This is a genomic window from Candidatus Pantoea formicae (assembly GCF_011752625.1).
Lineage (GTDB): Bacteria > Pseudomonadota > Gammaproteobacteria > Enterobacterales > Enterobacteriaceae > Pantoea > Pantoea formicae.
The window spans coordinates 177,176-191,227 of sequence record NZ_VWXD01000005.1; the positions used below are offsets into that span (position 1 = coordinate 177,176).

The 14,052-nt window shown below is 55.4% G+C and carries 14 protein-coding genes; 10 read left to right on the forward strand and 4 right to left on the reverse strand.

What is annotated here, in order from left to right:
* Positions 1-115 precede the first annotated feature (115 nt).
* The gene (gene sixA / locus F3J38_RS16600) at positions 116-598 is read left to right on the forward strand and encodes a phosphohistidine phosphatase SixA (RefSeq protein ID WP_084934564.1); all 483 of its coding nucleotides are present in this window, start codon (positions 116-118) and stop codon (positions 596-598) included.
* Between the two features lie 159 nt (positions 599-757).
* Here the strand turns inward: sixA and smrB are convergent, their stop codons facing one another.
* Positions 758-1,306, reverse strand: a complete 549-nt coding sequence (smrB, locus tag F3J38_RS16605; protein ID WP_167140222.1) for an endonuclease SmrB — start codon at positions 1,304-1,306, stop codon at positions 758-760.
* A gap of 157 nt (positions 1,307-1,463) precedes the next feature.
* On the opposite strand from smrB, the gene prmB reads away from it, so the two are divergent.
* The 6 genes from prmB to F3J38_RS16635 all read left to right on the forward strand — a co-directional run bounded on the left by prmB (position 1,464) and on the right by F3J38_RS16635 (position 6,159).
* Complete coding sequence (gene prmB / locus F3J38_RS16610) at positions 1,464-2,396, forward strand: 50S ribosomal protein L3 N(5)-glutamine methyltransferase (protein WP_167140224.1); 933 nt, start codon at positions 1,464-1,466, stop codon at positions 2,394-2,396.
* 46 nt (positions 2,397-2,442) lie between these two features.
* Positions 2,443-3,528: a chorismate synthase gene (gene aroC / locus F3J38_RS16615; RefSeq protein ID WP_167140226.1), complete on the forward strand. Its 1,086-nt coding sequence runs from the start codon at positions 2,443-2,445 to the stop codon at positions 3,526-3,528.
* A 7-nt stretch (positions 3,529-3,535) separates the two neighbouring features.
* Complete coding sequence (gene mepA, locus F3J38_RS16620; protein ID WP_167140499.1) at positions 3,536-4,360, forward strand: penicillin-insensitive murein endopeptidase; 825 nt, start codon at positions 3,536-3,538, stop codon at positions 4,358-4,360.
* Positions 4,361-4,435: 75 nt separating this feature from the next.
* Positions 4,436-5,233: a sulfite exporter TauE/SafE family protein gene (locus tag F3J38_RS16625; RefSeq protein WP_167140228.1), complete on the forward strand. Its 798-nt coding sequence runs from the start codon at positions 4,436-4,438 to the stop codon at positions 5,231-5,233.
* Between the two features lie 67 nt (positions 5,234-5,300).
* The gene (locus tag F3J38_RS16630) at positions 5,301-5,846 is read left to right on the forward strand and encodes an elongation factor P hydroxylase (protein WP_167140230.1); all 546 of its coding nucleotides are present in this window, start codon (positions 5,301-5,303) and stop codon (positions 5,844-5,846) included.
* Between the two features lie 31 nt (positions 5,847-5,877).
* Complete coding sequence (locus tag F3J38_RS16635; protein ID WP_167140232.1) at positions 5,878-6,159, forward strand: YfcL family protein; 282 nt, start codon at positions 5,878-5,880, stop codon at positions 6,157-6,159.
* A 29-nt stretch (positions 6,160-6,188) separates the two neighbouring features.
* Here F3J38_RS16635 and mnmC read toward each other — a convergent pair whose 3' ends face one another.
* Entirely contained in the window at positions 6,189-8,201 is a 2,013-nt protein-coding gene (gene mnmC, locus F3J38_RS16640) for a bifunctional tRNA (5-methylaminomethyl-2-thiouridine)(34)-methyltransferase MnmC2/FAD-dependent 5-carboxymethylaminomethyl-2-thiouridine(34) oxidoreductase MnmC1 (protein WP_167140234.1), read from the reverse strand.
* Positions 8,202-8,356: 155 nt separating this feature from the next.
* Here mnmC and fabB point away from each other — a divergent pair, with 155 nt between their 5' ends.
* Positions 8,357-9,577: a beta-ketoacyl-ACP synthase I gene (gene fabB, locus F3J38_RS16645; RefSeq protein ID WP_167140237.1), complete on the forward strand. Its 1,221-nt coding sequence runs from the start codon at positions 8,357-8,359 to the stop codon at positions 9,575-9,577.
* A gap of 280 nt (positions 9,578-9,857) precedes the next feature.
* Entirely contained in the window at positions 9,858-11,039 is a 1,182-nt protein-coding gene (locus F3J38_RS16650) for an arabinose transporter (protein WP_167140239.1), read from the forward strand.
* Here F3J38_RS16650 and pdxR read toward each other — a convergent pair.
* Positions 11,002-12,438 carry a MocR-like pyridoxine biosynthesis transcription factor PdxR gene (gene pdxR, locus F3J38_RS16655; protein ID WP_167140241.1) on the reverse strand — a complete coding sequence of 479 codons (1,437 nt, stop codon included), beginning with the start codon at positions 12,436-12,438 and terminating at the stop codon, positions 11,002-11,004. The two genes, F3J38_RS16650 and pdxR, sit on opposite strands and share 38 nt — an antisense overlap.
* A gap of 86 nt (positions 12,439-12,524) precedes the next feature.
* Here pdxR and F3J38_RS16660 point away from each other — a divergent pair, with 86 nt between their 5' ends.
* Entirely contained in the window at positions 12,525-12,968 is a 444-nt protein-coding gene (locus F3J38_RS16660) for a rhodanese-like domain-containing protein (protein WP_167140242.1), read from the forward strand.
* A 1-nt stretch (position 12,969) separates the two neighbouring features.
* Here the strand turns inward: F3J38_RS16660 and flk are convergent, their stop codons facing one another.
* Complete coding sequence (gene flk / locus F3J38_RS16665) at positions 12,970-14,001, reverse strand: flagella biosynthesis regulator Flk (RefSeq protein ID WP_167140244.1); 1,032 nt, start codon at positions 13,999-14,001, stop codon at positions 12,970-12,972.
* Between the last annotated feature and the right edge of the window lie 51 nt (positions 14,002-14,052).

Genomic DNA, 14,052 nt, shown 5'->3' on the forward strand with positions numbered 1-14,052 from the left:
TAAACAACCGGTTGACTATACTGAAGCCATTGGGGTAAAACACAGCGTTCATTCGTAGAATGACGCGTCTGGTGCTGTGGTACCCGACGATATCGACAAACAACAGCGGTGCTTTATGCAAGTTTTTATCATGCGTCATGGCGACGCAGCTCTGGAAGCAGCGAGTGATTCGGTTCGCCCTTTAACGATCTGTGGTTGTGACGAATCGCGTCAGATGGCGAGCTGGCTGAATGGCCAGGCGCTGGATATCGAACGGGTGTTAGTGAGCCCTTATTTGCGTGCTGAGCAGACGCTCGCCACGGTGCGCGAAGCCCTGAAGTTACCGGAAGGGCAGGATGTGTTGCCTGAACTGACGCCGGGTGGCGATCCTGGCATGGTGGCTTGTTATCTCCAGGCTCTGGCACAGAAGGGTGTAAAATCGGCGTTGGTTATTTCGCATCTGCCGCTGGTGGGTTATCTGGTCTCAGAACTTTGCCCGCAGGAAGCGCCACCGATGTTTGCGACCTCGGCTATCGCCTATGTGAACTTTGATGCAGAAGCCTGCGAAGGCAAACTGGAGTGGCAGGTCAGCCCGTCCAAATTGGCCAAAGCGATGTAAATTCGCCGTTCTATGGGCCGCAGCAGCGGCCCTTTCCTTTTCCCCGTTATCACTGCCGCATCCACTCCAGTCACTTACGCCTGTAAGCCCGCGGGGAGCCTTTCGCTTACCACCTTATTACCGTTTGAATCACTGCGGATGAAAGTGCTGCGTGTTGATTTAAGGCAGTTCCGGCGGTTGCCACTCTTCCACTTCAATCAGCACCAGCAATGCGGCATCGCCACCAAACAGTTTTGGCGCCTGATGGAACGCCATCACATGCGGATGCTGCGCCAGCCACAGCGGAGTCTGCTGCTTGAGAATATGCTTGCCATGTCCAGTCATCACACTGGCACAGAACAAGTGTTCGCGGCGGCAGGCGGCAATCAGTGCACCTAACTCTTGTTTCGCCTGTTGCTGTCTTAACCCGTGCAAATCTAAAAAAATCTCTGGGGTGTAATCGCCACGACGTAATTTCTTTAATTCGTAGTGGCTGACATCCGCGCGGACATAACGCATCGGGCCGTCACTGGAGAGCAGCGGCTGAAATTCATCGGAGAAGTAGTGGCTATTATCGGCTTGCTCAGAAAGCAGTCTTTTTAACGGTACTTCACGTGTTTTCACTACCGTTTTATGTACGATAGTGTCTTGTTTCAACTTGCGCGTCCCACTCATTAATTCGCGGAACAGTGACTGATCGTCCTGGCTTAGCGGCGTTTTCTTACTCATGGCTCGACAATAGGGTTAAAAGGCTGGTTATCAGCCGGTGACATACCTTAACGCGGGGCGTTAACAAATGTCAGCTTTTTCGCCTTGCTGCGCTGAATTCTGCCCGGCTTCGTGGCACACTATCGGCCGATTGATTTTAAGGCCTGCGGAGGGCTACGTGGACAAGATTTTCGTCGATGAGGCAGTGAGTGAACTGCACACCATTCAGGATATGCTGCGCTGGGCTGTTAGCCGTTTTTCGGCGGCAGGCATTTGGTACGGCCACGGCACGGACAATCCCTGGGACGAAGCAGTCCAACTGGTTCTGCCTACGCTCTGGTTGCCGCTGGATATTCCAGAAGATATGCGCCACGCGCGCCTCACCGCCAGTGAGCGTCACCGCATTGTTGAACGCGTGATTCGCCGCGTCAACGAGCGTATTCCGGTCGCGTATCTGACCAACAAGGCTTGGTTCTGCGGTCACGAATTCTATGTTGATGAACGCGTACTGGTGCCACGTTCCCCGATCGGCGAGCTGATTGAGAATCGGTTTGCCGGCCTGGTGAGCGAGCAGCCCCATCATATTCTCGACATGTGCACCGGCAGCGGCTGCATTGCCATTGCCTGCGCTTACGCCTTCCCAGAAGCTGAAGTGGATGCGGTCGATATTTCTACTGATGCGCTGGCGGTGGCCGAGCAAAACATTGAAGAACATGGTTTGATGCACCACGTCACGCCGATTCGCGCCGATCTGTTCCGTGGTCTGCCGCAGGTGAAATATGACCTGATCGTCACCAATCCACCGTATGTTGATGCGGAAGATATGGACGACCTGCCAAACGAATATCGTCATGAGCCAGAACTTGGCTTAGCGGCGGGCAGTGATGGCCTGAAACTGGTGCGCCGTATTCTTGCCTGCGCGCCAGATTACTTGAGCGAGCAGGGCGTGCTGATTTGTGAAGTCGGCAACAGCATGGTGCACATGATTGAGCAGTACCCAGATGTGCCATTCACCTGGCTGGAGTTTGATAACGGTGGTGACGGCGTATTCATGCTGACGCGCGAGCAAATTGTTGCAGCACAGCATCACTTCTCCTTCTATAAAGACTAAAAATCGGGGCGAGCGCTCGCCCGCAACATCGCAACAAGGAACCACAATGGCCGGAAACAGCATCGGACAAGTTTTTCGCGTAACCACCTTTGGCGAGTCGCACGGTATTGCGCTGGGCTGCATTGTTGATGGCGTGCCACCTGGCATTCCACTGACGGAAGCGGATATTCAGCACGATCTCGATCGCCGCCGTCCTGGCACATCGCGCTATACCACGCAGCGCCGTGAGCCGGATCAGGTGAAAATTTTGTCTGGCGTGTTTGAGGGCGTCACCACGGGCACCTCTATCGGCCTGCTGATTGAAAATACCGATCAGCGTTCGCAGGACTACGGTGCAATCAAAGATCTGTTCCGTCCAGGCCATGCGGATTACACCTACGAGCAGAAATACGGCCTGCGTGACTATCGCGGCGGCGGTCGTTCGTCCGCACGTGAAACCGCGATGCGTGTTGCCGCAGGTGCAATCGCCAAGAAATATTTGCAGATGAAGCATGGTATCCAGGTGCGTGGCTACCTGGCGCAGATTGGTGATGTTGCCTGCGAGCTGAAAGACTGGAGCATTGTTGAAGAGAATCCGTTCTTCTGCCCGGATGCATCAAAGTTGGAAGCACTGGACGAACTGATGCGTGGCCTGAAGAAAGAGGGTGATTCCATCGGCGCGAAAGTGACTGTGATGGCGGAAAACGTGCCGCCAGGTCTGGGCGAGCCGGTATTTGATCGTCTCGATGCCGATCTGGCGCATGCCTTGATGAGCATCAATGCGGTGAAAGGCGTTGAAATCGGTGACGGTTTTGCCGTGGTGAGTCAACGTGGTAGCCAGCATCGTGATGAAATTCGTGCCGACGGCTTCCAGAGTAACCACGCGGGTGGCATTTTGGGCGGAATCAGCAGCGGTCAGACCATCAGCGCTAATCTGGCCATGAAGCCGACTTCAAGCATCACCGTACCGGGTAAAACCATCACCCGTGATGGCGAAGAAGTGGAAATGATCACCAAAGGTCGCCACGATCCTTGCGTCGGTATCCGTGCGGTACCGATTGCCGAAGCGATGATGGCGATTGTGTTGATGGACCACCTGCTGCGCCAGCGTGCGCAAAACGGTGACGTCAACAGCAGCGTACCGCGCTGGTAAGCCAATGATGCGCCGCCTGCTCACCACCGTTGCCGCGCTGTTGTGCAGTGCGGCCGCCTTTGCCGCCACTCCCTGGCAGCAAATCCATCAGCCCATTGCGGGCAGCCCGCAGTCGATTGGTGGTTTCGCCAATGGCTGTATCGTTGGTGCACAGCAATTACCGCTCAACTCACCGAACTATCAAGTGATGCGCCAGGATCAACGGCGCTACTACGGCCATCCCGATCTTATTGCATTTATTCAACGCCTAAGTACGCAGGTGCATCAACTGCAGTTAGGACAGGTGTTGATTGGTGATATGGGCATGGCGGCAGGTGGGCGCTTTAGTAGCGGGCATGCCAGTCATCAAACCGGTTTGGATGTTGATATCTGGCTGCAACTGCCGCAAACGCGCTGGACGGCGCAGCAACTGTTGAAGCCGCAGCCGTTGGATCTGGTGGCAGCAGACGATAAGCAAGTTATCGCGCGTCACTGGCAGCCGCAAATAGATAGTTTGATAAAACTAGCAGCGAAAGATGATGAAGTGACGCGCATCTTCGTCAATCCAGCGATTAAAAAGCAACTATGTGCCGATGCGGGAAGCGATCGTGCGTGGTTGAATAAAGTCCGCCCCTGGTTCGCGCACCGTGCGCACATGCATGTGCGTTTGCGTTGTCCTGCGGGCAGTCTGGAGTGCGAAGATCAGGCCGCTCCGCCGCCAGGTGATGGTTGCGGTGCTGAACTTGATAGCTGGTTCTTGCCCAAAAAACCAGGCAGCACACCGCCAGTGAAGAAAGCGCCACCGCCGTTGCCGCCATCCTGTCAGGCACTGTTAGATCGCCATTTATTATAACAATTTGTAGAGGCATGCCAGGTTGCGCCAGCCGGTGGCTTCAAGGCCCCTCTACGCTGTATTTTAAGGATTATCATGGAGTGGTTTGTTGTCAGCCCGTGGATTCTCTGCGTGCTGTTTCTGGTTGCGGTGCTGGCGGCGTTTATCGACTCCATCGCCGGCGGTGGCGGTTTACTCACCGTACCTTCTTTACTCGCCGCAGGACTTTCCCCCGCGCAGGCCTTAGCCACGAATAAGCTCCAGTCGGTGGGCGGATCCTTCTCCGCTAGCCTCTACTTTGTTCGGCGTGGCGCGGTGAAATTGCGCGAACAGCGGCTCAATATCGCGATGACCTTTATTGGCGGTGTATGCGGCACCGTATTGATCCAGCATATTCAGGCCGATGTGCTGCGACAGATCCTGCCGATCTTGCTCATCAGCATTGGTCTATGGTTCCTGCTGATGCCACGTTTGGGTGAAGCGGATCGCGAACATCGTCTGCAAGGATTTGCCTACGCATTGGTGGGCGGCGGCTGCGTCGGCTTCTACGATGGCTTTTTTGGACCGGGTGCCGGTTCATTCTATGCGCTGGCATTTGTCACACTGTGTGGATTCAATCTGGCCAAAGCAACTGCCCACGCCAAAGTCCTAAATTTCACCTCTAACTTCAGCAGTCTGCTGTTCTTTATGTTCGGCGGAAAAGTGGTGTGGGGCACCGGCGTGATTATGCTGATTGGCGCATTTTTAGGTGCACGCCTGGGCGCAAGGCTGGTGCTGAGCCGCGGCCAGAAGCTTATCCGTCCGATGGTGGTGACGGTCTCAGCGGTCATGAGCGCCAAATTGTTATGGGATAGCCACGGCAGTGCGATACTGGCGTGGATGGCCACCCTGTAAACCAATACTCGTCAAGACGGGCGACCAGTGCGACAATGGCAGTAATTTTTTTAAAGATTAAAATATTATGAGTACAGAACATCATTACCAGCAGCTGGTGGACATTTTTGATGGCTGCTTTGTTGACGACTTTCAGACCCGTCTAATTAAAGGCGACGATGAACCTATCTATCTTCCAGCGGATGAGGAATCACCGTGGAACCGTGTGGTGTTTGCTCATGGCTTTTATGCCAGTGCGCTGCATGAGATTTCCCACTGGTGCATTGCAGGTGAAGCACGCCGCAAGTTGGTGGATTTTGGTTACTGGTATTGCCCGGATGGACGCGATGCGCAAACGCAAAGCCAGTTCGAGTCGGTAGAGGTGAAACCACAGGCGCTGGAATGGCTGTTTTGTGTTGCGGCAGGCTTTCCCTTCAATGTTAGCTGTGACAACCTCGAAGGAGATTGTGAGCCGGATCGCATCGCATTCCAGCGCAAGGTCCATGCTCAAGTGATGGCCTATTTCGAGCAAGGAATCCCGGCACGTCCCGCTCGATTTATCGATGCGTTAACAAACTATTACGGTACACCTGCGCTGACGGCGGCACATTTTCCGTGGCCGGAAGATCTGTGATTTGCCAGCCCATAATTAAAGGATAGAAAAGATGATCGTAGAATTCGAAACACGCATCCTGGCTCTGATTGACGACATGGTTGATCACGCCAGTGACGATGAGCTATTTGCCGGTGGCTATCTGCGTGGTCATCTGACCCTGGCGGTGGCTGAGATTGAGGTCAGCGGTGAACACACGCCCGAAGCGCTGCAAATTCACGTGACCAACAGCCTGCAAAAAGCCATTGCAGCGGGTGAACTATCGCCACGTGATCAAGCTTTGGTGATTGGCATGTGGGATAACCTGTTCCAGCAGGCCCGCCAGCCTGCATAACAACATGGGGCGTTCTCTCGCCCCTTGGTTTACCGTCCGGCTTTCTTCCCCTTAAGCAATTTCCTTATCCAGTAGCGGTTCGGATTCATGGCCGACAACGTCGTGGTGTCTAACGGTTGCGGCTCACCGCTCATCTGCGCTGCTAGCACTTCTGCCGCCAAAGGAGCACTGCACAAACCGCGTGAACCGAGCGCACCCAGTACAAATAAGCCGCGATGGGTAGGCGCCTCGGCAATGTTTTCGCCCCGTACACGCTGCTCCGGCAAATCCGCATATTGTGCCAGCGTTGCTTCATAATCTGGCGCGCTGCCGCTCATCGGCAAATGATCGCGCGTTGCGCAACGGACCCCATTACGTGCTTCATTCTCGCTGATATCCACCTGTAACGGCCATTCCGCATCGGGTAAGCAATCAATGAGTCGCTGGCGGTTTTCCTGCTGGTCGTCAAGGCGGAATGCGGTGGCGGTATCTCCACGGTGGTAGCTGGCACCAACACAATGCGTATTGAACGTTGGGCTAACCGGGGTGAGATATCCGTCGTAACAGAGTACCGTTTTCAGGCTACCCAGCAGCGGTGCGGTGGGGACATGGCTGACCTGGCCGGCGACGGCATAAACTGGTAGGTCCTTGCTCTGATCGATCTCCAGCAACGCATGGCCATTAGCAAGGACCACCTGCGCATGTTGCACGGCTGGCTGGTCACTGAATTGCAGAGTCCAGTTATCATCGTGACGTTTCAGTTGCGTTACGCGATGCAACCAGTGGACGCGTAAGCCCAGTGTTTGCGCATACTCCAGCAGATTGCTGGTGAGTTGCGAAGGGGAAAGCCATCCCCCCTGAGGATAGAAAATCCCACCCCATTGCGTATCGACCCCCGCCAACTGCTGCGCTTGTGCTACATCAACGCCGTAGGCGATATCGTGCGGCAGCCCCATGTTCAGCATCTGAGCGATCTTCTCGGCGCTTTTACTGTCCCAGCCAAGTTGTAAAACGCCGCTCCAGTCATGCTCAAACATCACGGGCAATTGATCGTATAAACGGCGGGCAAAGGTGAACGCAGCAGGGAAAAAGGTGGCCAGCGCCGGATCGTGCTGGTTGAGCAGCGGATAAAGCGCACCCTGACGATTACCTGAAGCCCCCAATGCCGGTGCTGCATCTGCGCAATAAAGAGAGACATTCCAGCCTCGGCGTAACAGCGCCAGCGCCAGAACGGCACTGGCTACGCCACCACCAACCAGCGCGACGTCGTGGCTACTGGCGGCGGGTCGCGCATACCAGGGCTGGCTATGAGGCAGATCAATCGTCTGTTCCATTACGCCTGTTAACATTTCACGCTTGTGGCCGAAGCCTTTACGCTTCGCCACGGTGAAACCCGCTTCTTGCAATCCGCGGCGGACAAAACCGGCGGCGGTAAAAGTGGCCAGCGTCCCGCCCGGTCGGGCCAGACGTGCCATGGCGGCGAACAGTTCAGGTGTCCACATTTCCGGATTTTTCGCGGGTGCGAAGCCATCTAAAAACCACGCATCAACCTGGGCGTTAAGACTGTCATCAAAGGTATTAATTAGCGCGTTAATATCTCCGAGCCAGAGGTCGAGCGTGACTTTACCACCGTTAAACAGTAAACGCTGGCAACCCGGTAGCGCTTGGGGCCACTGTTGCTGTAACTGCTCTGCCCAAGGCGCCAGCTCTGGCCAGTGAGCATGGGCTGCTACCAAGTCGGTTTGCGTCAGTGGGAATTTTTCGCAGCTAATGAAGTGCAGGCGCTTAAGTGTGGCGTCGGGATGTTCGCTACAGAAGCGATCGAATGCTTGCCACAGGGTAAGAAAATTCAGACCCGTCCCAAAACCGCTTTCTGCGACAATAAAAAGATCGTGTGCATGTTCGGCAAAGCGGGCCGGAATGTGGTTGCCATTAAGGAAGACATAGCGCGTCTCTTCCAGTCCATTGTCATTGGAGAAGTAGACATCGTCGAATGCTCGGGAAACAGGTGTACCCTGATCATTCCAATTTAATTGCGCGTGTTCAACCGGGGATAACTTCACGGGAAAGGCTCATTTTTCAGGCAGTGGCGCGATTTTAACGACTGCCGTCACATGACGCAAATTTACAAAAGGAAATGGCTGATCGGACTTGTTCGGCTTACAACTGTAAGCTAGAGTGCACGTCAATCCAAAAGAAGTGGAATGAGGACTATTGAATGAAACGTGCAGTGATTACTGGCCTGGGTATCGTTTCCAGCATTGGTAATAACCAGCAAGAAGTGCTGGCTTCTCTGCGTGAAGGCCGTTCGGGTATCACCTTCTCTGAAGAGATGAGAGATATCGGTATGCGCAGCCACGTATGGGGCAACGTCAAACTGGATACCAACGGGCTCATCGATCGCAAAATCGTGCGTTTCATGAGTGATGCTTCAATCTACGCTTATCTGTCTATGGCAGAAGCGATTCAGGATTCCGGTCTGACTGACGAGCAGTATCAGAACAACCCACGTGTGGGTCTGATTGCCGGTTCAGGCGGTGGTTCTCCGCGTTATCAGGTGTTCGGTGCTGACGCAATGCGTGGCCCGCGCGGCTTGAAAGCGGTCGGTCCTTATGTGGTGACCAAAGCCATGGGTTCAGGTGTGTCAGCGTGTCTGGCTACGCCGTTCAAAATCCACGGCGTAAACTACTCGATCAGCTCTGCGTGTGCGACTTCAGCACACTGCATCGGTAATGCGGTTGAGCAGATTCAGTTGGGCAAACAGGACATCGTGTTTGCTGGCGGCGGCGAAGAGCTGAGCTGGGAAATGGCCTGTGAGTTCGATGCGATGGGCGCACTGTCCACCAAATACAACGAAACCCCAGAAAAAGCTTCTCGTACCTATGATGCAAACCGTGATGGTTTCGTGATCGCAGGCGGCGGCGGCATGGTAGTGGTCGAAGAGCTGGAGCATGCTCTGGCACGTGGCGCACACATCTATGCAGAAATCGTTGGCTACGGCGCGACTTCTGACGGTGCTGATATGGTGGCTCCTTCAGGTGAAGGCGCAGTGCGCTGCATGAAGATGGCCATGCAGGGCGTTGATACCCCAATCGATTACCTCAACACCCACGGCACTTCTACGCCAGTCGGTGATGTAAAAGAGCTGGGCGCGATTCGCGAAGTGTTTGGTGATAACTCACCGTACATCTCTGCCACCAAAGCCATGACCGGTCACTCACTGGGTGCGGCGGGCGTGCAGGAAGCGATCTACACCTTGCTGATGCTGGAGCATAGCTTCATCGCGCCAAGCATTAACATCGAAGAGATTGATGAAGCCGGTAAAGGCCTGAACATCGTGACGCAGCCGACTGAAAAAGCGCTGACCACCGTGATGTCCAACAGCTTTGGTTTCGGCGGCACCAACGCTACCTTGACCATGCGTAAGCTGTCAGCGTAAATACCCGTCATACTTCAACATGCAGACCCGCTCACTGATTTCAGTCAGCTCTGGGGATGTAAATTGAATGCTACAGGGTCGTTGATTGCGTAGTTCTAAGGGCCGGTTAATCCGGCCCTTGTTGTTTTTGACATTTGCCCCGCCGCTTGCCTACACTCTTCCCGTTGCCTCAATGAAACAAAATAATCGTTTGCGCACTTTGTGAATCAAATCACCCATTTCTGCCTCGTGCAGTCAATGGATGTATTGCGCATGCCCTGAACAAGGAGTTCCTACCATCATGACCACGGCTGCCGATACGCAGACGCAATCTGTGCTGCCCTTAGGCTGTATCTCATTTGCGGTCTTTCTCACCTACCTCACCGCTGGCCTGGCGTTGCCGGTTATCCCGCTGTATGTGCATCAAGAATTAGGGATGAGCAATCTGATGGTGGGCGTCGCAGTGGGGATTCAATTTTTTGCCACGCTGCTGACACGCAGTTTCGCTGGGCGTCGCGCCGATCAGCACGGTGCCAAACTTACGACCCAACACGGAATGATCGCTATCGCTTTGGTGGGCGTGGCTTATCTGGCTGCGGCATTGCTGCCGGTGTCGCCATGGGCCAAGTTTGGTCTACTGGCATTGGGGCGTCTGCTGCTGGGTTTTGGGGAAAGTCTATTGCTGACAGGCAATCTGACCTGGGGCATGGGCTTGGTGGGTAGCAAACGCTCCGGATTGGTGATGTCGTGGAACGGTATGGCGATCTATGGTTCGCTGGCGGCGGGCGCACCGCTCGGTCTGCTGATCAACCAACAGGGTGGATTCGCCGCCTTGGGCGCGGTAGCACTGCTGCTTCCGTTGTTGTCCTTGGCCATCAACAGCTGGGTTAACAAAGTACCGGTGGTCGGCGGGGAGCGTCCCTCACTGTTTAGCGTGGTGAAAACCATTTTCCAGCCGGGTATGGCGCTGGCGCTGCAAGGCACGGGTTTCGCGGTTATCGGCACCTTTACCTCACTCTACTTTGCTGCTGAAAACTGGGGAAATGCCGGTTTTGCCCTGACCGCATTTGGCTGTGCTTTTGTCTTGGTGCGGGTTTTTTTTGGCGGTTTACCCGATCGTCACGGCGGTGTGCGTGTGGCGATGGTTTCTCTGCTGGTGGAGACGGTGGGTTTATTGTTGCTGGCGCGTGCGACGTCGGGCGGGATGGCGCTAATTGGCGCCGCACTGACGGGTAGCGGTTGTTCACTGCTCTTCCCGGCACTGGGTGTGGAAGTGTTAAAACGCGTGTCACCGCAGATTCGGGGAACGGCGTTGGGCGGCTTCTCCGCTTTTCAGGATATCGCTTACGGTGCCAGTGGGCCGCTGACCGGCCTGCTGGCGACGGCCTTGGGTTATGGCTCCGTCTATATTGCGGGAGCGTGCTGTGCCGCATTGGGCATACTGGTTACCTGGTCGTTTGCGCGTAGCGCGACAACAGCATAACCAGCGTATCGCAGGCACTGACGATCTCACCGGGCGTCAGTGCAGCGAACCCCAGTATCCAGCCTTTCTGCGAGGTGTTTCCGGCATAGAGCGGCGACAGACGGGGGAGCCGCAGGCCCAGTTCTGCGGCATGCTGAGTCAACTTTACTTCTTCACCCTGCTTTAGACAAACCGTCAACTGCAATCCGCCCGCAGCCTGTAGTGGCTTTAGCCAAGGCTGCATGCGTGTGTTGATTTGCTCCAGCAACCGATCGCGACGGCTATGATAGAGCTGACGCATCAAGCGCAAGTGACTGGCAAAATAGCCTTGCTGCATAAACTCGGCGGTAATCGCCTGAGGCAGCAAAGCGCTATGACCATCCATCACACTGCGTGCGCGGCCCAGGGCATCAACCAGCTGTGGCGGCACCACCATCCACGCCAGCCGCAGCGAGGGAAACAACATCTTAGAGAAAGTGCCAAGGCAAATGACCCGACTGTCACTCTCCAACCCCTGAAGCGCTGGGGCGGGACGATCGTCATAATGAAACTCACTGTCGTAATCGTCCTCAATCAACCAACTCTGCTGTTCGCGTGCCCAGGCAAGCCAGTGTAAACGGCGTGCCAGGCTCATCGGAATGCCAGTGGGGTAGTGGTGCGCGGGTGTCAGATAGACCAGCTTGGCGCGTCCACTTAGAGGTATTGCGCCTTCGCTATCCAGCGGCATTGCCCGACAGCGCGCACCAGCGGCGAGAAAGGCGTTGCGCGCGCCGGGATAGCCAGGTTCTTCGAGCCATACCTCATCGTCATTATCGAGAAACATCAGCGCCAGCAGCTGCAACGCTTGCTGTGAGCTGGTCAGCATCACCACTTGTTCAGCTGAACACCTTACACCACGCGACAACGCCAGATAATCGGCCACAGCCTGACGCAGTGGCTGATAGCCCACCGGGTCGCCATAACCCATCACCTGGCTGCCTAAGCGACGTTGAACACTGCTGCTGATGCGGCGCCACTGTTCATGCGGAAAGGCGCGTAATTCTGGCGAGCCCGCCGCGAAAGCGTGGGGAAAGGGTGGATCCTGACAGCCACCGGTGGCCAGAACTTGTTCGCCCCGGCGGGAGAAGGGGGGAGAATCTTGGCTGGCGCTGGAGGCAAGACGCTGTGGTATGGCAATCGACACAAAGGTGCCGCGTCCGGCCCGTCTTTCCAGATAGCCTTCGCTCTCTAACTGCGCATACGCTGCTTCCACCGTCACGCGCGACAATGATAAGTCGGCTGCCATCTGGCGGCTGGAGGGCAGTCGCGCATGATGCTGCAAATGACCTTGCGTGATGGCCTGGCGTAACATCATGCACAGGCGTTCACGCAATCCGCCTTTGGGCTGGTGGTTAAACAGGGCCAAAAATTGCTGGCTCATGGTGGTCTTATCATCTTGGAGAAAGTGGTATCAGTTTAAAGACCACTTTGCCGTAAACTGAGTCCCAATCACAACAGGAGAATGCCATGTCATCAGTGTTACGTTTCCCCGCAGCCAGCCCACAAGAGAGCCTTGCCTATTTGCAGCACAAACTCAGTTATTACACCGATGCCTGGGACCTGGCTGAAGATCTGGCGCAGGGCATCAAGGCGATTGTGGTGATCGATGCACGTGCCAGCGAGGTGTACCAGGCGGGGCATATCACCGGCGCGATTTCATTTCCTCATCGCACCATGAATGCCGAATCCACTGCACAGTTAGATCGCGGCAAAGTGTACATCACCTATTGCGATGGTATTGGCTGCAACGGATCAACCAAAGCGGCATTGAAGCTGGCCTCACTGGGTTTCCAGGTGAAAGAGCTGATTGGCGGGTTGGATTTCTGGAAGCGAGATGGACATCCACTGACGTGGGGCGAGGCACCCGGAGAATGGCCGCAAGCCACCCCCGGTGCCCATTGTGGTTGTTAAGCTACAGGAACAGCCACAGTAGGAAGAAGAACAACGCTAAACCCAGGATCAGCGTTAAGGCAGGACGCTGCGCCAGCGGGCGCGGCAAAATCTCAACCCATGGCGACCAGATGGGCTGCGGACGCAATTCGCTGGCAGCATGCGGTTGCTCCAGCATTTTCTCAGCGCGGCGGCTGAATAACACATTGAGCAGATCTTGCGTTTGCGCAGGGGTCAGAACCGTTTGTGGCGTAGTCTGGAAACGTTGCTGGCTGTAATCCTCCAGCAGGCGCTGTTCATCATGCGTCAGCGGCTGCTTCAGCGAGCTTTCCAGCATTTGCAGCGTTGGCGCACTGTGTTGGGCCAACGTCTGGCGTACCTGAAGATATTGCGTCAGCAGCGGGAAGTGGCGTGAAGGAATCGGATCGCCACTTTTCAAATTGACCAGTTTCAGCGTATCGGCCAGCAGTTTGACCGGTGATTCCCCGGTCGTGGCAGCAAGGCGTGTCACTTGTTGATTGAGCGACTGCTGTTCGGCAGGGAGCAGTGTACGGTCGGAAACGCGCGTCTGTTGCGGCTGGGGGATCGCCATCTGCCCATTTTGCAGCATCGTCAACACCTGCCGTAGCTGGTCTTGAGACAAGGCGCTTAACACGGTCTGATTAAATTGCTGACGAATAAAGTCGCTCACGGCTTGGCGATTGTTACCCTGTGGCAATTTTTCTAACAGCTGCTGCAATAACTGGCGCGTCGCAAGGCTATTTTGTACCTGCGTCAATCGACCATTCAGATGCTGTTCGGCGACGGGGAAATGGCGCGATTGCAGCTCCGCATCATTTTTAACCCCCACTTCATGGCGCACCCCGGCCCAAAGTTCAGGAGCTTTCAATGTGCTGAGTGACATGATGCGGACAATCAAGCGTTCGAGCGTGGTGCGCTGCGCAGGTGATAACGGCTGTTCACCTGCTGGTCCGCCGGGGCGAGTAGGGCCAGTCGCGTTAGTGAGCGTTGAACGATCGCCCGCGGGCACACCGGGACCGCTAAGAGGTTGCATGGCGGAATCCTTGAAAAACGAGGTCAGATCCGGGTGCGCCGGAAAAACGAG